This window comes from Xanthomonas sp. CFBP 8152, from assembly GCF_014199025.1.
GTDB classification, from domain to species: Bacteria; Pseudomonadota; Gammaproteobacteria; order Xanthomonadales; family Xanthomonadaceae; genus Xanthomonas; species Xanthomonas arboricola_B.
The window spans coordinates 160,123-177,177 of the sequence record NZ_JACHNO010000001.1; the positions used below are offsets into that span (position 1 = coordinate 160,123).

The following is a 17,055-nucleotide window of genomic DNA, read 5'->3' on the forward strand; positions in this document are numbered from 1 at the left end:
TCACTGCGGCGATGAAGCTGGCGCCCTGCCTGCCAACAGTCACACAAACGTGCGTGCCGATGCGGCTTGTCTTATGCGCTGTGCGATGCGACAGACCTCCGAGCTGCAGTGCCGATCCCATAGCGTGGAATCGGCACTGTGCGGGTCAGTCCGCCAGCTGACGCCGCACCGGATAACGCCAGCCGTTGATCGCCGCATACGGCGAGCGCGCATAGATCCATTGCAGCCGCGCATCGCCATCGGCGCGGAATGCGGCATCGTCTGCGAGCTTGCGTTCGAAGGCGGCGCGCAGGGCGGCGTCGCTGCGCAGCACGCGCTCGCTGAAGTCCACCAGTTCGGCGCCGTACAAGCCGCTGTCGGGGCTGCCGGCATTGCGGAAATGTCCGCTGGCCAGCAACGAGTCGCTGCTCTGCGGCTCCAGCAACGCGGCCGCCAGCATGCGCATCGGTTGATCGGCAGGCACGCGGACGCTGCCGGCGGCGAAGGCTTCGTCCGCTTCGTCGGCCTGCGCTGTCTGGGCGCCGGCCTGTTTCACCACGCGGATCTGCTGCACCCTGATCTGGCGCGGCTGCTGCAGGCGTTCGTAGCGGATGCCGTGCGCCTTGAGCAGTTCCACCACATCGTCGTTGCCGGGCGGGATCCACCAGGCCAGCGGATAGCGTACCGCCTGGGTCTGGCGATAGCCGATCACCGGCATGGTCCAGGTTTCGTCGCGGCCTTCCCAGCGCAGTTCCTGCCGCCCGGACACCGGCGAAAAGGCGCGGGTGTAGCTCACGCCCTTGAACGGTACCTGGGCAATCGGCTGTTGCAGGCGTTCCCAGGCCACCATCAGTTCCTGCGGGCGTGCGGCGCGATCGGCGCGCTTGGCCGCATCGATGTTTTTTGCATCGCGGGCAACCACGCGCAGTGCTGCTTCCAGCAGGACATAGTCGCCCAGCACGCGCTGCCGGTAGGACTTCAAGCGATGGTTCTCCACCAGCACGGTAGGGATGCCGGCGAAGTCGCCATACCCGGTGGAATAGCGCGGGCCTTCCGGGGCGTGACGCAGGCCCGAGCGCGGCTCGTCCTCGTCGATCAGGCTCGGGTAGATGGCCGGTTCGTGGCCCTGTTTGCGCAATGCGGTGTTCACCGCCGGCGTAAAGCGTTGCTGGAGCCAGTCGGCAGTGGCGCGCGAGCGCGCATAGGTGCCCCAACCGGCGAAGGTAAAGGTGATGTCGTACTGGTGATCCAGCCCACCGCTGACATGCAGGTCGATATACAGCGCCGGATCCAGGCGATGCAGCAACGCGACCATCGCGCGCGTTTCCGGCGCTTCCAGGATGAGGTAGTCGCGGTTGAGATTGATGCCGCGCGTGGTGGTATTCCAGCCCATCTGCTGCGGGCCGCGCAATGCGGCGCCGATCAGCGGGCCGCGTTGCTCGTGACCGTCGGCATTGAAGATCGGCACGAACACCAGATCCACCTGGTCGAGCAGGTGGTCCTTGCCGCGTTGCGCGATATCGCGCAGCAGCATCAGGCCGGCATCCTTGCCATCGATCTCGCCGGCGTGGATGCCGGCCTGCACCAGCACCACCGGCTTGCCGGGCGCGCCCTTGTGCGCGCGGACCAGCAGCAGGTCGCGGCCCTCGCTGCTCTTGCCGAACACGTCCAGCGACAGCAGCGGCGAGGCGGCGACCAGGCGTTCCAGCCACGCGCGCGTCTCGTCATAGCTGGGCGTGCTGGCGAAATCGCCGCGCTCCACCGGCGTACTCCACGGATCGTCCGGTCTGACGATCAACGCCTCGCTGGCCCCATGCCAGGCGCGTACCGGCGGCAGCGGCGCGCTGGTATCGATGGATTGCGCACTGACCTGTGCGGCGCTGAACAGGGTTGCGGCGAGCAGGCCGGCGGCTGCGCGCGCGGTGTTGCGTGCCGTGATCTCGGCTATGGCGTTATCGGCAGCGCGTTCGGGCAGGTGCGAAGCGTGCGGGGCGGAGGGGCGCGTATCGAAAGTCATGGGGGAGGTACGGGAGCTCGATTGAGGGGAGGACGTGGCAGGGCTGCTGATCCCGGATGGCCGCATCGGCAGCGGCGGCGGCCTTTGAAAGGTGCCACGCCGCATCGACGCATTGCAGCAGGTTGCATGCGTCGGGATCTGGTCATTCCCTACGCGCAGGTTGCGCGGTGCGGGGAGTTCGCTGCCTCCGGCGCTACAGCTAACAGCAGGGCATTTGCGTAATACAGTAACATTTGAGTCGGGCCACCTGAAGAAGGCCGGGACCTCGGCGGCCACCGTCGCACGTCCGCTGCACGCGACCTCCGGCTTCACGAAGCGGGCGATTACCAGCGGGACGTGCCGATTGCAGGCGCTGCGGAGCCTGCGTGTTTTCGCGGCATCTCGGATATAGGTGTCGCCAAAGGCAGGACGCAGCGCGTTCGCTGATAGTCGGTTGGCGCGCTCGAGAGGCCGTCCGACTCAAGCACCTATCGAAATGTGATAACGTATCATTTCGTTGACCCGTCGCCTTGTCATGCTTTCCAGTCCCACAGCCACCCCCGCGATCTCGATCAGCAACCTGCATGTGGCCTACCGCGGCCGTGCCGTGCTGCAGGGGCTGGATCTGCAGGTCGCCCCCGGCAGTGTCTACGCCTTGCTGGGCGGCAATGGCGCCGGCAAGTCCTCCACGCTTTCCAGCTTGCTCGGCTTCGTCAAACCCACCTCCGGCAGCCTGCGGATCGATGGCATCGACCCGGTCGCCGACCCTGGCGCCGCGCGTGCGCGGCTGGCCTATCTGCCGGAAAACGTCGCGCTCTACGAGCACCTGAGCGCGCTGGAAAATGCCGACTACCTGCTCGCGCTGGCCGGCCAGCGCCGCGGCCAGGCCGAGATCGGCCAGGCGCTGGCCGCTGCCGGTCTGCAGCGTGAGGCCTGGCGTCAGCGGCTGGCGGGGTTTTCCAAGGGCATGCGCCAGAAGGTGGCGATTGCGGTGGCCACGCTGCGCCAGGTGCCGGTGCTGCTGCTGGACGAGCCCACCTCCGGCCTGGACCCGCGCGCCATCGCCGACTTCAACCGGCTGGTGAGCAGCGTGCGCGAGCGCGGTGGTGCGGTGCTGATGGTCACCCACGACCTGCTCGGTGCAGTGGATGTCGCCGACCGGATCGGGTTCCTGGAACACGGGCGCATTGCCGAAGACATCGGTGCCGGCGACAGCGGCTTCGACGTACGCACCCTGCATGCGCGTTTTGCGCGTGAGCAGGATCGGGCTGCATGAGTCCTGTGCTGTTGGTCGCGCGCGAAGAACTGCGTTTCATGGCGCGCAACCGTTCCGCTGCCATCGGCGTGGTGCTGCTGATGCTGCTCACGCTGGTGGCGGCATTGACCGCTGCGCACCATCAGCGCGACGTGGCCGAGTTCCGCGCGCGCCAGCAACTGGCCGCGCAGCAGGCCTTCGCAGCGCAGCCGGACCGCCACCCGCATCGGGTGGTGCACTACGGCCATTTCATCTATCGCCCGTTGCCGGCGTTGGCCGCCTTCGATGCCGGCGTGGACGCGTTCACCGGCAACAGCATGTTTCTGGAAGGCCATCGCCAGAACACCGCCAACTTCGGCGATGTGCGTCAGAGCTCGCTGCTGGTGCGTTTCGGCCAGCTCACCCCCGCGTTCGTGTTGCAGGTGCTGGCGCCGCTGATGCTGGTATTTCTCGGCTATGGCGCGGTGGCGCGCGAGCAGGAAACCGGCACCCTGCGCGCGCTGTTGCTGCAGGGTGCCACGCGTGGGCAATTGTTCGGCGGCAAATATCTCGCGCTCGCGGTGGTGGCTGCTGCCTGCCTGTTGCCGGCCCTGGTCGGGTTGCTGCCGATCGCCTCGTTGCCGGGTCAGGCGCTGCGGGTCGCGCTGCTGGTGCTGGCGTATGCGGTGTATCTGCTGGTGTGGTGCGCGCTGGTGCTGTCGGTGTCGATGCTGTGCCGGCGCGGCCGCGATGCGTTGCTGGTGTCGCTGGCGGTGTGGGTGTGGCTGGCCCTGCTGGTGCCGCGCGTGGCGCCGGATGTGGCCAGTGCGGCGTATCGCCTGCCGACGCGGCTGGAAACCGATGTGGCGATCCAGCGCGACCTGCGCACGCTCGGCGACAGCCACAACCCGGATGACCCGCACTTTGCGCAGTTCAAGCAGCAGACGCTGGCGCGCTATGGCGTGCAGCGGGTGGAAGAGCTGCCGGTGAACTACAAGGGCCTGCTGGCGCTGGAAGGCGAGCGGCTCACCTCAAGCCTGTTCGAGCGCTATGCCGCGCGCGATTCGGCCATCCAGCAGCAACAGAATCTGCTGGTGCGCACGTTCGCCCTGGTGAGCCCCACGGTTGCGCTGCGCGAGCTGTCGATGACGCTGGCGGAAACCGACCTGCGTGCGCACGAGCGGTTTCTCGCGCAGGCCGAGCGTTACCGCTACGCGCTGGTGCAGCAGCTCAACCAGCTGCAGGCCGATGCGGTGAGCATGGCCGACGACACCGCGCAGGATGCCGGTGCCGACCAACGCAAGCGCATCTCTTCCGCGCATTGGCACGAGATTCCGGTGTTCGCATTCCAGCCGCCTGCCACCACCGAGGTGCTGCGCGCCGCAGGCGCGGCGCTCGGCCTGGTCGGTGCCTGGCTGCTGGCGGCGCTGTGCATGCTGGTGGTGGCCGGCCGGCGTGTGGGAGTGGCGCGCTGATGCTGCTGTGGAAATACGAACTGCTGCTGTTGCTGCGCGCACGCGCCGCGCTGGCCGGCTTGCTGTTGCTGGCGGTGTTGACGGTGTGCAGCCTGCTCTCTGGCCAGCACGTCATCGCTGCGCAACGCGCCAACATCGCGCGTATTGCAGTGCTGCAGCAGGAGGACATCGCAGCGGTGCAAGACTATGTGGCGCGCTCCAACGATGCCGGCAGCGCGGCCTACTACAGCTTCCATCCGACCTGGGACCTGCCCACGCCACTGGCATTTGCCGCGGTGGGCATGCGCGATGTCTCGCCGTACATTTTGCGTGTCCGCGCGCTGGGCCTGGAAGCGCAGATCCACGATGGCGACAGCTACAACCCGCAGCTTGCACTGGCCGGGCGCTTCGACTACGCCTTCGTGCTGGTGTTCCTGTTGCCGTTGTTCGTGATCGCGCTGCTGTTCGATCTGCGTTCGGGCGAGCGCGAGGCCGGGCGCGCGCGCATGCTGGCCGCGCTGCCGGGCGCGGGTACCGCGTTGCTGGTGCGGCGCGTGGCGGTGCGTACAGCTGCCGTGCTGGTGTGCCTGGGGGTGCCGTTTGTCATTGCCGCAACCCTCAATGCGGTGCCGCTGCTGCAACAACTCGCGGTGTTGGCACTGACCTGCATCTATCTGCTGTTCTGGGTGCTGCTGTCTGTGCTGGTCGGGCGCCTCCAGTGGCGCCCGGCCGCGCATGCCACCGCCCTGGCAAGCTGCTGGGTGGTGCTGGCGCTGGTCGCACCGGCGTTGGCGCATGTGGCGATCAATCAGGCCGTGCCGGTCAATCAAGGCAGCGAGATCGCGCGGCTGCAGCGCGAAGCGGTCAACCATGCCTGGGATATTCCGCGCCAGGACACCATGCGGGCCTTCTACGCGCAGAACCCGCAGTGGGCGGACTCGGCGCCGCTGACCGGCGCGTTCCATTACAAGTGGTATTTCGCCTTCCACGAAAACGGCGATCAACAGGTGGCCCCGCAGGTCGCGGCCTATCGCCACGGCTTGCAGCGACGCGAAGCGCTGGCGCAGCGTGTTGCCGGCGTGTTGCCGCCGGTTGCATTGCAGGCCGCGTTGACGCGCCTGGCGGGTACCGATCTGCAAGCGCAGTTGGCGTACCAGGACCGCATCCGCGCCTATCACCAGGCGCTGCGGACGTTCTATTACGGCTATCTGTTCCGCGACCGCCCATTTACGCGCGCGGACTTCGGGCGCGCGCCACGTTTCGATGCAAGCGCCGATCCTGCGTCATAGCGGCAGCTGCCTGTCACCCCTCACCTTCGTTGTCTCACTTGCGACCCGGGCCCAGCGCGCCCGGGTGTTTCAGGAGTCCTGCCCGATGTCTGTGTCCACGCCGCGCCGCCGTCTGTCCAACACGCTGCCTTTGCTCGGTGCACTGAGCTGCGCAGGCGTCAGCCCCCTTGCCGAGGCCGCCGAGCCGCAGGCGCGCGATCTGGATGCGGTGCAGGTGCGCAGCCAGTACACGCCGTACCGCGCATTGAGCGTGACCGGTGCCACCAAGACCGATGCGCCGCTGCGCGATCTGCCGATCAGTGCGCGCGTGCTGGACCAGACCCTGCTGGAGGACGCCGGCGTCAACGATCTGGCCGGCGCGCTGGAGATGGCCAGCGGCATCACCAAGGCCAACAACCTGGGTGGGCTGTGGGACAGCTATTCGATGCGCGGCTTCACCGGCGACCCGAATTTCAGCTCGGACTACATGGTCAACGGCTTCAATGCCAGCCGCGGCTACAACGGCCTGCGCGATGCGGCCAATACGCAGAGCATCGAAGTGATCAAGGGCCCGGCCTCGGCGTTGTACGGGCGCGGCGAGCCGGGCGGAGCGGTCAATATCGTCACCAAGAAGCCCTTGTTCCAGCCGCAGCACAGCGTGGATCTGTCGGCGGGGCGCTTCGACAGTTATCGCGCTGCGGTCGACAGCACCGGCCCGCTGGGCGACAACCTGGCCTATCGGCTGAATGTCATGCACAAGGATCAGCACAGCTTCCGCGACACCGTCGACAGCGACAACACGCTGCTGGCGCCCTCGCTGCTGTGGATGCCCACGCCCGATACCACGGTGTCCTACGAGCTGGAATTCGTGCGCATCCATGCGCCGTTCGATCGCGGCGTCACCGCCATCGATGGCGATGCCAATCGGCTGCCGGCCGGGCGTTTTCTGGGCGAGCCGCGCGATGGCGATATCGATCTGCATTCCACCGGACACCAGGTATTCGTGGTGCATGGCGTGAACCAGACCTGGTCGCTGCAGGGTGGGGCGACCTATCGCGACAGCGGCATGCGCGGTTTTTCCACCGAGCCGTGGACACTGCAGGCCGACGCGCGCACGCTGCGCCGCGAGCGCCGCTACCGCGATTACCAGGGCCGCGATATCGCCGCGCGTGCGGAACTGCTCGGCAGCTTGCAGGCCGGCAGCGTCACCCACAACGTGTTGTTCGGCGTGGATGGCAATCGCTTCGACGACAGCCGTTTCCAGCAGCGCGCACGCTCTGCGGCCACGCCGTACAGCATCGACGTGCTCGCGCCGCAGTACGGCGTTGCGCAGCCGGGGCGGCTGGCCACCATCACCGATACCGAAGAACGCCAGCAGGTGTGGGGCATCTATGCGCAGGATCAGCTCGATCTTGGTGCGCGCTGGAAGGCCTTGCTCGGCCTGCGCTACGACCACTACCAGCAGGATCTCGACAACCGGCTGCGCGGCGCCACGCAGCGCGCCTCCGATGGCGTGGTCAGCCCGCGTGCGGGCGTGATCTTCCATGTCGACGCTGCGCTGTCGCTGTATGCCAGCGCTGCGGCGGGCTTCCGTCCCAACAGCGGCGTGGGTGCGGACGGGCAGAGTTTTGCGCCGGAGAAGAGCCGCTCGCTGGAAACCGGCTTGAAGTACGTGCAGCCCGGCGATGGCCTGGAAGCGACGCTGGCCGCGTTCCGCATCGACAAGAAGAACGTGCTGAGCCTGGATCCGGCCGACACCAGCTTTTCGCTGCCGGTGGGCCAGATGCGCAGCCAGGGTTTGGAGCTGGATCTGCTCGGGCGGCTGACCCCGCGCCTGGCCGCTTCGGTGGGCCTGGCCTATACCGACTCGCAGGTCACGCGCAGCAGTGAAGCCGCCGCCGGTACCGGCCTGGCCGAGGGTCGCCGTTTTCCGAACGTGCCGCGTTTCAGCGGCAACGCCTTCGTCAACTACGCGCAGCCGTTGACCGGCAAGCGCAGTGCGGCAGTGGGCGTGGGCGTGTCGCATACCGGCGAGCGGCTGGGCTCGGTGGATAGCAATACCGACTTCGTGCTGCCTGCGTACACGGTGTGGCGCCTGGTCGGGCATTACGATCTGAGCGAGCAGCTGCGCCTGTATGCCAAGGTCGAGAACTTCACCGACCGCCGCTACGCCGCGTTCTCCTACAGCGAGCAGTGGGTGTATCCGGGCGCGCCGCGCAGCTGGACGGTAGGCGTGCGGCTGCGCTTTTGATCAGCGCCCGCATGTGATCGATACCGGCTGGCGATGTCCGACCATGCGTGCTTGATGGACCACGCCTGCGCTGGTCGGCGGATGCGAGCGCCGACCGGACAGCTGATTGGCGGTGTTGTGCCGGGCGCGTGGGTCAAACCAGTTTCAGCCAGCGGCCGTGTGTGTGCAGTGCAGCGCGACTGACTGGTCGCGCTAGCTGCGCCGTGTGGACGGACGCTTGCTGCGCTTCTTGCCCGGCGCCACCGGCGCGGCATCCTCGCTGGCCAACGCGCCACCGCTGTGCAGCTGTTCCAGCCACGACAGCGCATCGACATAGCCCAGGAAGTGCTGCAGATAACCGGGTGAGCACTCGCGCATCAGGCTGATGCAGCGATGCACCAGCACGCTGGAATTGAGCGGGCCGGCATCCTTGGGGGCATCCTGCAGCGACTGCCGCACCTGGCTGGCGGTGCGCACCGTGGTCCAGGTGCGGCGGAAATCCTCCAGCGCCGGCAGCTCGGGGAACTGCGTGGCATCGGCGCTGGCGGTCTTTCTGCTGTCCACTTCCATCAACGCCGCATGGCCTGCCATCCGCTCGGCCAGTGCGCCCAGCGCGCTGCGTTGCGACGGCTGTGTGGCGGCGCTGGCGACACGGCGGCGTGCGGCTTGCTTCACCGTTGCCGCATACGCATCGACCAGCTTGCCCAGCTTTTCTTCCAGCACCTCGCGCACTGGCTCGGCCTGCGTACCTGCACGCGCGGCCAGGGTTTCCATCAGATGGAAACGCACCGGGTCCAGCTGGTCGGCCCCCTGGCTGCGCCAGCGCTGCAGACGCGTGTGCGCGGATGGCGCCTGTGTGCTCATCGCGTGCCTGCGGCCGCTGTCGGATTGGAGGCAGAAGAGGCACGCGAGGTGGAGGGGCGCGCAATCGGTGCGATCTCCACACGGCGGTTCCTGGCGCGGCGTGCTTCATCGGCATTGGAATCCACCGGCTGTTGCGAGCCGAAGGCTGCGGCGAACACCAATGCGGCCGGCACGCCGTCGGCGATCAATGCACGCGTCACCGTGAGTGCGCGTTGGGCCGACAGTTCCCAGTTGTCGGCGTAGCGCCGGTTGCCGCCCAGCACCGGGCGGTCGTCGGTGAAGCCGCTGACCATCAGGATCTCCTCGCGTGCCGCCAGGTATTCGGTCAGCGGCGCGGCCAGCGTCTTCAGCACCTCGCGGCCTTCCGGCTGCAGCTGGTCGGAATTGAAGGCGAACAACACATTGCCGCGGATGCCGATGCGCCCGTCGACCAGGGTCACGCGGCCGGCGGCCAGCGGCGCTGCCAGTGCCTGCTCCAGCGTCTTGCGGCGCTGCGCTTCGGCCTGACGCTGTTTGACCTCTTCGTCCAGGCGGCTGGACAGCTGCAGCTGCACACCGATCACACCGACCAGAATCAGCACGAACGCGCCCAGCAGCACCGACATCAGGTCGCCGAAGGCGGCCCAGATCGGTGTGCCCGATTCGCCGTCGATGTCGATCTCGTCGCTCATGCCGCGCTGGCCTCGCCGGCAGCGGCCTCACCGGCATCGCCGCGGCCGCGATCGAGCTGGCGCAGTTCTTCGATGATCTGCTTCTGCGACAGCATGCTGAGGTCGACCACCTCGCGCGCCTGCGCCACGTAGTACGCCAGTTGGTCGTCGCTGCGGGCCAGCGAGGCATCCAGTGCGCTGGCGACATGCTGCAGGCGCTCGTTGAGCTCGCTGGTGGAGCCGCTGAACAGCTGCACCGCCACGCCGAAGGCTTCGCCCAGGCTGGCCACTTCCACCGCGCTGCCGCTGACATGCGCGGCCACCGCGCCGAGCTTGCCGGTCTCGCTGCCGATCTGCTCGGTGAGCTGGGTGCCCACGCGTTGCAGCAGGTCGGCCGAGGTGGTGACCAGCGCATCGACCGCTGCGCGTTGTTCGGTGGAGGCGTGGTTGACCGCGTTGAGCAAGGTGTCCAGGGTGGCGAGCAGCCTGCTGCGTTCTTCCAGCATGGCGGTGTCGCGCACCATGCTCTCGGACAGGTTCTGGCGCAGCTCGGCCACCACATCGGCGGCCGCCTTGGGCGCTTCGGAGGCGACCTGCATCAGGCGCGCCACTTCGCTGATGGTGGCACTGGCCTGTGCCTGCGCCTGCGTGGACAGCTCGCTGGCGGTGCTGGCCAGGGTGTCGCAGATCGCCTGCTGCTGCTGGGTGACGCGCTCGCCGGTGCGTTCCCACTGCGTGCTCAGGTCTGCGCTCATCGCGCTGAAGCGCTCGCTCCACAGCGCCAGGCGCTGGGTGTCGCGGGCTTCCAGTGCGGCCTGCAGCTCGGTGTGCGATTGCTGCAGGGTGCCCACCAGGGCAGCGGCATGCGCGTCGAAGCTGGCGGTGGCGGCAGCCAGTGCGCTCTGGTGCTGGGCGGCCAATGCGGCGCTGGCGTCCTGTTGCTGCACCAGCGCGGCGCTCCAGGCGCTGGCGGTCTCGCTGCTGGACTGATCCATGCGCCTGGATACCGCATCGACCAGGGCGCTGGAGCGTGCGTCGAAGGTGCTGGCGAACTGGGTCAGCGTGCCCTGCCACTCCTTTGTCAGCGCGTGGTTTGCGCGTTGCTGTTCGGCCACCGCCGCGGTCCAGGTGGCGGCGGCTGCGGCGGTGCTGCTTTCGAAGCCGCTGCTCAGTCCGTCGAGTTGCTGCTGCACGGCCTGGTGCACGCCATCCTGCAGCGCGGTGCTCTGCTGGGCGAGCTGTGCAAGCGTGGCCTGCAACTGCGCGTTCAACGCCGCGCCTGCGCGCTGCTGCTCGGCGAGCACTGCCGCCCAGTGCTCGCCCGTGGCGGCGTTGCTGCGCTCGAACCCGTCATTGAGCGCGGTCAACTGCTGCTGCACCGCGTGGGTCACGCCGTCCTGCACCGCGATGCTGCGCTGATCGATCTGCGTGAGCGTGGCCTGCAACTGCTCGGTCAACGCGTGCTGCGCACGTTCCTGCGCGGCCAGCACGGCCTGCCAGTGCTCGGCGGCCGTCTGTGCACTGTGCTGGAAGCCGTCGTTGAGCGCGTGCAACTGCTGCTGCACGGCGGTGCCGACACCGTCCTGCACGGCAGTGGTCTGCTGTGCGATCTGCTCCAGCGTGGTCTGCAGCCGTGTGTCGAGCGCTTGCTGCGCGCGTTCCTGCGCGGCGAGCGCGCTGCTCCAGTGCGCGGCCGCGGCGCTGGCGCTGTGCTGGAAGCCGCTGGTGATGCCGTCCAATTGCTGCTGGACGGCGTGGGTGAGGCGCTCGTGCAGGGCGGAGGTGTCGCGCGCGATGCTGGTCATGGTCGCTTCCATCGCCGGCTGCAAGGCCGCGCCCACCGCGCGTGCGCTTTCTGCCACGCCGCTCTGCAGCGATTGCTCCATCGCCGTGGCCAGGCGCGCATAGGCCGCTTCGCTTCTGGCGTGGAACTCGGCCTGCTGCGCGGCCAGGCGTTCATCGGCGGCGATGCTCTGCTGCTCGATGCTGCGCATCAGCGTCTGCAGGCGATCGATCAGCGTCGGCATCAGCGCGCTTTGCTGCTGCTGCAACTTGAACACTTCGCCACGCTGATGCGCGTCCGAGTGCGGATGCAGCTCGGAGGCGATCTTCAGGTCCAGCCGCTGCACCGCCTGCAGCCGCTCGCGCCGGCACAGCGCCGACAACAGTCCCAGCATCGCGGAGGTCGCAACGCCGGCGATCGAGGTGCCGAACGCAAACGCCAGGCCTTCCACCGGCGCGGCCAGCGAGCCGCGAATGGCCTGCAGGTCGGTGGCGCTCTGCAATGCGAAGCCGGTGCCCTTGAGCGTGGCCATCATGCCGAGCAGGGTGCCGAGCATGCCCAGCAGCACCAGCAGGCCGACCAGATACGGCGTCAGCACCGGTGCCGGCAACGCCACGCGCTCGCCCTTGATGCGCAGGCGCACCGCATTGCGCAGACTCGGATGCAGGCGCTCCAGCCATTCGCCCAATGCAGATGGCGCGGTGGTCAACGCGGCAACGGCATCGTCCAGCGTCGCGCTGGCCTGGCGGTAGCGATACAGCTCCAGCGCGCCGGCCACATAACAGGCGCCAATCACCGCCGCGACGCAGGCGCCGAGCGGATTGGAGCCCAGATAACCGATGCCGACCCAGCAAACCGCCAACAGGCCGACGACAAACACACACAGGTGGACGAGAGTTCTGAACATGGGGTCCCAGTTAGCGGGTACGAAGCGCTGCGAGCAGGCCTTCGATCGGGTGAAAACGGACATCCAGTTCGGCGAGCAACACGCTCTGCATGTCTTTGCGAAACACATCCAGCCAGCCGTCGAAAACCGCGCGTGGCGCGGCCTCGCCGTCGGGTGCCGGGTTTTGCGGCTGCGCGGCATCGCGCAGCCGCTCGAAATGCGCGCCGAGCAGGTTCGGCACATGATTCAGCAGGGTCTGCTCGCGCGGGCTCAAGGTCAGCTCCATCACCGCATCCACCTCGGCCAGCCGCGCCATTTCGCCGGACTCCAGGGCCAGCATGTCGCGCAGGCGGCCACGCAGGTCGCCGGTGGCGGTGCGCATCGCGCGTTGCATTGCCAGGTAGTGCTGGCGGAACGGGGCGTAGTCGAGCGCAGGCACCGCTGCCGCTGCGTCGCTGTCGGCAGCGGTGGCGCTGCGCGCATCGCGACGCACGCGCACGACCACGGCATCCAGCTCGACCACGCTGCTGGTCGCCAGTCCCGTGCGCACACGGGCGCAGGCCTCGGTGTCGAGTCTGCGCGTCTCGGGCAGCGCGTCGATCTCCGGCAGCTTGCCATCCAGCGCCTTGGACACGGCGACCGCGCGCGTCCAGTCGATCCATTGGCTGAGCCGGTCGGCGAGCGCATGGTTGGACTGGGCAACGTGGGCATCGGTGAGGCGAGCAAGCAGGCGAATGAACGCCGGGCCCGACAGGGGCGCCCGTGGAGAAGCTTTCGCCATTGTTCCGGTCAAAGACCGCGCATTTTACACGGGAAGCTGCGCCGTTCGGCGCTTTGCATGGGCAGCTGCGGGCCTGCGAAGCAGGCCGGCCCTGGCGGCATTCAGCCGGCCTGGTGTGGGGGCGTGCGCGCGATTGCAGCGTGCAGCGCTGCGATCCAGCGGGCGCAGCGCCCAAAGAGCACGTCCATCCGTAGCGGTATCTGGCTAGCGCGCTCCCGTGATCATGCACAGCGAGCGCGACCAACGCTGCGGGCCGGATATGCCTGGCCCGCAACGCGACATCTCAACCTCGGGCGCGATGTACCAAGGGAATCAGCACCACGCCCAGCAGCGCCACCGCCGCGGCCACATAGCCGATGCTGCCCAGCCCCCAGGCCGGAATCACCAGCCCGCCGATGATGGCGCCGATGCCGATGCCGGCATTGGCCGCCGACACATTGGTGGTGCCGGCCAGCGCCTGCGAGTGGGTCACCGAGTTCATCACCCGCACCTGGCTGATCGGAAACAGCGCGGTGTAGGCGATGCCCCAGACCGCCAGGGTCAGATAGAGCGGCACGCCGGTCTTGGCCACCGGCACGCACAAGGCCATGCCCAGCGCGAGCAGCAGCAGGAACACCGCCGTGGCACGCAGCGGCGAGCGATCCACCACCCGCCCGCCCAGCCAGTTGCCGATCAGGCCGATCGCGCCGAAGCCCATCAGCCACCAGCCCACGTTCGCCGCCGGTACGCCCACGCTGCGTTCCAGCAGGTCGGCCAGATAGGTGTAGGCGGTGAACATGGCGGTGAAGACCACCACCGACAAGGCCACATTGGCCAGGAAGAAGCGCTCGCCGAAGATGCCGGCCTGCTGACGCAGATTCACCCGTTCGCTGCGGGCCACCGTCGGCATCCAGAGCGCCAGCGCCGCGGCCATCGCCAGCGACAGGGCGGCCAGGATCCAGAACGCGCCACGCCAGCCGATGCTGTTGGCCGCCACCGTGCCCAGCGGAATGCCGAACAACAGCGCCGCCGAAATGCCCAGATACACCCGCGACACCGCGCGCCCGGCGTGCTGCGGCCCGGCCAGTTGCCCGGCGGTTTCGCTGGCGGTTCCCCAGAACACCGGCAGCGCCAGCGCCGGCACGAAGCGGGCAAAGGCCAGCACCCAGATATTGGGCGCCAGCGCGGCCACCGCGTTGGAGACCGCAAACACCAGCAGGATCACGACAAACAGGCGCTTGCGATCCAGATGCGACAGCCACGCAGTCAGCGGCGGGCCGAACAGCATCACGGTGAAGGCGAACAACGTCACCAGCTGGCCGGCGGCGGAGATGGAAATGTCCATGTCGCGTGCAAGGCCGGGCAGCAGCCCGACGATCAGGTACTCGGTGGTGACGATCACGAACGCGGCAAACGCCAGGATGAAGATCGCCAGGCCGCTGCGCGCAGCGGCCGGCGCCGCGGTGCCGGAAGAGAGGGAGGGGGTGGAGCCGACAGCAGACATGGCATGCGCCGCAGTGTGGGCTGGTCATCATAGGAAAGAATTAAGGTCGTATATCGGGAGTATTCTCCGTACATTGCGGACTCCAGTTCTTGAATGCGCCTCCATGCATCCATCCGAACGCGTCAAAGGCATCGATATCTTCGTCAGCGCTGCCGATGCCGGCAGCTTTACGGCTGCCGCCGAGCGGCTCAACCTGACCAGCTCGGCAGTGGGCAAGGCCATTGCGCGCCTGGAGACGCGCCTGGGCGTGCGCCTGTTCGCACGCACCACCCGGCGGCTGGCGCTCACCGACGCCGGCGCGGCGTTCTACCGGGTCTGCGTCAAGGTGCTCGACGAGCTGGAGGAGGCCGAACACGTGCTGCGTGCCGAAGGCCAGGCGCCCACCGGCCGGCTGCGGCTGGACCTGCCGGTGAGCTTTGGCCGGCACAAGGTGTTGCCGGTGCTGCTGCCGTTCTTCCAGCGTTATCCCGGCCTGCAACCGGTCATTTCGTTTACCGATCGCTTCGTCGACATGGCCGAAGAAGGCATCGATATCGCGGTGCGCATCGGCGGGCCCGATCACTGGCATGGCAGCCTGGGGCATCGCTATCTGGGCCATGAAAAACGCGTGTTCTGCGCCGCTCCGCAGTACCTGGCGCAGCGCGGCACGCCCGACAGCATCGCTGCATTGCTGGCGCACGATGCAGTGCTCTATGGCAAGGCCGATGGCAGCAGTAGCCCGTGGCTGCTGCGGCATGGCGCAGGGCCGGTGGAACAGCGTGCGGTGGACGCGCGGGTGGTGTTCGGCAATGCCGAGGCGCAGGTGGATGCGGTGGTGGCCGGGCTGGGCATCGCACAGCTGCCGACCTGGCTGATCGATCGGCATCTGCAACGCGGCAGCCTGGTCGCGGTACTGCCGCAGTGCGACACCGAAGGCCTGCCGCTGCATCTGGTGTGGATGCGCGCGCGCCAGTTGCTGCCCAAGCTGAGCCGGTTGCTGGAATGCCTGCAGCAGGGCTTGCAGGATGCGGCGTGAGTGCGGCGCCTGGCGTGGGTGTCGTGCGTGATCGCGGCAGCGGTTGCGCACGGCGTGCATCGACTTGGCGCGATGCAGCGCCAGGTTCGGGCTGGCGCACATGCCAGCCCACGCAATAGCGGGCACGATCGAGCGCCATCACGCCGGTCTGCGCGTGCCTCTCTGACCAATTCAGCTACGACTGCACTGTCTTACGGCCGACCCTGTTTTGTAAGGTGAACGCGTGTAGTCTGCCGTCCGGGGACGACTCCCCAACGAGGTGACCGCAATGGATCGCTGCGACATGCAGGTGTCCGATCTCATGGTCCTGGAGTTGCAAGGGTTCCACGATGCCTATGGCAGTGGGCCGGACTTCTGGGACGCGTATCAACGCATCATGACCCTCGCCGCGCAAGCCGGCGGCGACCTGATCACACTGGCCAACGAAATGGCTTCCCTGGCGCAGGGACTTGGCGCGACCAAGCACGCGCAGCTGCTGTAACTCACCACTGCCTGATGACTGGCAACGCGGTCTACGCACCGTGCGCCGCCATTGTCGAAGGTGATGATGGCCGGCGCCGTGCTTTTAGCCGGCGGCGGTGTCTGCACGCAGCGCGCAACCGATCAACCAACTTCAGTCGCGACAGCCACACCGCAGGCGTGCTGCCACTGCGATGCGCAGCTTAGTCGACGTCGGTCGTTGCGGGTGTCGCTGTCTCTGCTTCGGACGCGTCGGTTGTCTTGGCGGCAGGTTTGACTGCCTTGGCAGGGGCGGCCTCGGGCTCGCCGCGCTTCTTGTCGCGACGCAGCGGGGTGTCGCCCAGACGCTCGATCGCGCCGCCGGATTGCTGGAACGCCTCCAGATCGGCAGCCAGACGCTGCTCGGACAAACGCGGCTTGCCCGGCTGATTGCTGACGGTCATCGACTGACGGCGGGAGTTGTTCATGGCGAAATCCTCATGCGTTGTACAGCGTCAAGGGAATGCCCCGCCGGCGTTGGTCGTCGTAGGTGGCACGCACGTCGCGGCAATACGGCCCGGACATGACGAAACGCCGGCAGATCGCCGGGCGCGTGTCGTAGATCGAACAACACATGCGCGCGGCGTCGATGGCCACGCACCAGCCTTCCTCGTCACGCGCCATCACGTGCCAACCTTGCGGTGTCACGCTGGTCAAGTGGTTGGGGATGCGGTCGGATGGATCGACCATGACGGTGAGCCGGCAACAGACGGCGTCGCAGCGTTCGCAGAGATTCTTGATGGAGAAGGCCAGATAGAGTGAAGGCGACACCGGAGTCCGGCCGCCCTTGCACCATACACCTTGGGCATGCCGGGGTGTGAACCGGTCCCCGCCGTGGCTGCAGCAGGCTGGTAATCGCGGCGCGCAGAACTCCCGACGATCACGTGGTGGCCGTTGCCGTGCGGTGCGTCAACTGATCGTACGCGACATCGCG

The 17,055-nt window shown here is 67.7% G+C and carries 14 protein-coding genes; 6 read left to right on the forward strand and 8 right to left on the reverse strand.

Going from position 1 to position 17,055, the window contains the following annotated elements:
- Window positions 1–145: 145 nt before the first annotated feature.
- The gene (locus FHT09_RS00725) at window positions 146–1,996 is read right to left on the reverse strand and encodes a M14 family metallopeptidase (protein ID WP_104607126.1); all 1,851 of its coding nucleotides are present in this window, start codon (window positions 1,994–1,996) and stop codon (window positions 146–148) included.
- 514 nt (window positions 1,997–2,510) lie between these two features.
- Between FHT09_RS00725 and FHT09_RS00730 the strand changes: the two genes are divergently transcribed.
- From FHT09_RS00730 to FHT09_RS00745, 4 genes are all read left to right on the forward strand, one after another.
- Complete coding sequence (locus tag FHT09_RS00730; protein WP_104607125.1) at window positions 2,511–3,251, forward strand: ABC transporter ATP-binding protein; 741 nt, start codon at window positions 2,511–2,513, stop codon at window positions 3,249–3,251.
- Window positions 3,248–4,684, forward strand: a complete 1,437-nt coding sequence (locus tag FHT09_RS00735; RefSeq protein WP_104607124.1) for a DUF3526 domain-containing protein — start codon at window positions 3,248–3,250, stop codon at window positions 4,682–4,684. Before FHT09_RS00730 ends, FHT09_RS00735 begins: the two co-directional genes overlap by 4 nt.
- Complete coding sequence (locus tag FHT09_RS00740; protein ID WP_104607123.1) at window positions 4,684–5,952, forward strand: DUF3526 domain-containing protein; 1,269 nt, start codon at window positions 4,684–4,686, stop codon at window positions 5,950–5,952. Before FHT09_RS00735 ends, FHT09_RS00740 begins: the two co-directional genes overlap by 1 nt.
- 85 nt (window positions 5,953–6,037) lie before the next feature.
- Window positions 6,038–8,182 (forward strand): TonB-dependent siderophore receptor, encoded by a 2,145-nt coding sequence (locus FHT09_RS00745; protein ID WP_104607122.1) that lies wholly within the window; start codon window positions 6,038–6,040, stop codon window positions 8,180–8,182.
- A gap of 192 nt (window positions 8,183–8,374) precedes the next feature.
- On the opposite strand, the gene FHT09_RS00750 is transcribed toward FHT09_RS00745, so the two are convergent.
- The 5 genes from FHT09_RS00750 to FHT09_RS00770 all read right to left on the reverse strand — a co-directional run bounded on the left by FHT09_RS00750 (window position 8,375) and on the right by FHT09_RS00770 (window position 14,608).
- Window positions 8,375–9,025, reverse strand: coding sequence for a DUF2894 domain-containing protein (locus FHT09_RS00750; protein WP_104536430.1), 651 nt, complete (start codon window positions 9,023–9,025; stop codon window positions 8,375–8,377).
- On the reverse strand, window positions 9,022–9,696 hold the full coding sequence (locus FHT09_RS00755) for an OmpA family protein (RefSeq protein WP_104536429.1): 675 nt from the start codon (window positions 9,694–9,696) through the stop codon (window positions 9,022–9,024). The genes FHT09_RS00750 and FHT09_RS00755 overlap by 4 nt, the downstream gene beginning before the upstream one ends.
- On the reverse strand, window positions 9,693–12,365 hold the full coding sequence (locus tag FHT09_RS00760; protein WP_104607121.1) for a DUF802 domain-containing protein: 2,673 nt from the start codon (window positions 12,363–12,365) through the stop codon (window positions 9,693–9,695). Before FHT09_RS00760 ends, FHT09_RS00755 begins: the two co-directional genes overlap by 4 nt.
- Window positions 12,366–12,375: 10 nt before the next feature.
- A complete protein-coding gene (locus tag FHT09_RS00765) occupies window positions 12,376–13,125 on the reverse strand; it encodes a DUF3348 domain-containing protein (RefSeq protein ID WP_181141429.1) in 750 nt (249 codons plus the stop codon).
- A gap of 283 nt (window positions 13,126–13,408) precedes the next feature.
- Window positions 13,409–14,608, reverse strand: coding sequence for an MFS transporter (locus FHT09_RS00770; RefSeq protein ID WP_104607119.1), 1,200 nt, complete (start codon window positions 14,606–14,608; stop codon window positions 13,409–13,411).
- Window positions 14,609–14,711: 103 nt separating this feature from the next.
- On the opposite strand from FHT09_RS00770, the gene FHT09_RS00775 reads away from it, so the two are divergent.
- The gene (locus FHT09_RS00775) at window positions 14,712–15,623 is read left to right on the forward strand and encodes a LysR family transcriptional regulator (protein WP_104536425.1); all 912 of its coding nucleotides are present in this window, start codon (window positions 14,712–14,714) and stop codon (window positions 15,621–15,623) included.
- A 268-nt stretch (window positions 15,624–15,891) separates the two neighbouring features.
- A complete protein-coding gene (locus tag FHT09_RS00780) occupies window positions 15,892–16,104 on the forward strand; it encodes a hypothetical protein (RefSeq protein WP_024938481.1) in 213 nt (70 codons plus the stop codon).
- A gap of 181 nt (window positions 16,105–16,285) precedes the next feature.
- Here FHT09_RS00780 and FHT09_RS00785 read toward each other — a convergent pair whose 3' ends face one another.
- Both FHT09_RS00785 and FHT09_RS00790 read right to left on the reverse strand, forming a co-directional pair.
- Window positions 16,286–16,549: a hypothetical protein gene (locus FHT09_RS00785; RefSeq protein WP_104607118.1), complete on the reverse strand. Its 264-nt coding sequence runs from the start codon at window positions 16,547–16,549 to the stop codon at window positions 16,286–16,288.
- A gap of 10 nt (window positions 16,550–16,559) precedes the next feature.
- Window positions 16,560–16,892, reverse strand: a complete 333-nt coding sequence (locus tag FHT09_RS00790) for a YkgJ family cysteine cluster protein (protein WP_104536423.1) — start codon at window positions 16,890–16,892, stop codon at window positions 16,560–16,562.
- Window positions 16,893–17,055 lie beyond the last annotated feature (163 nt).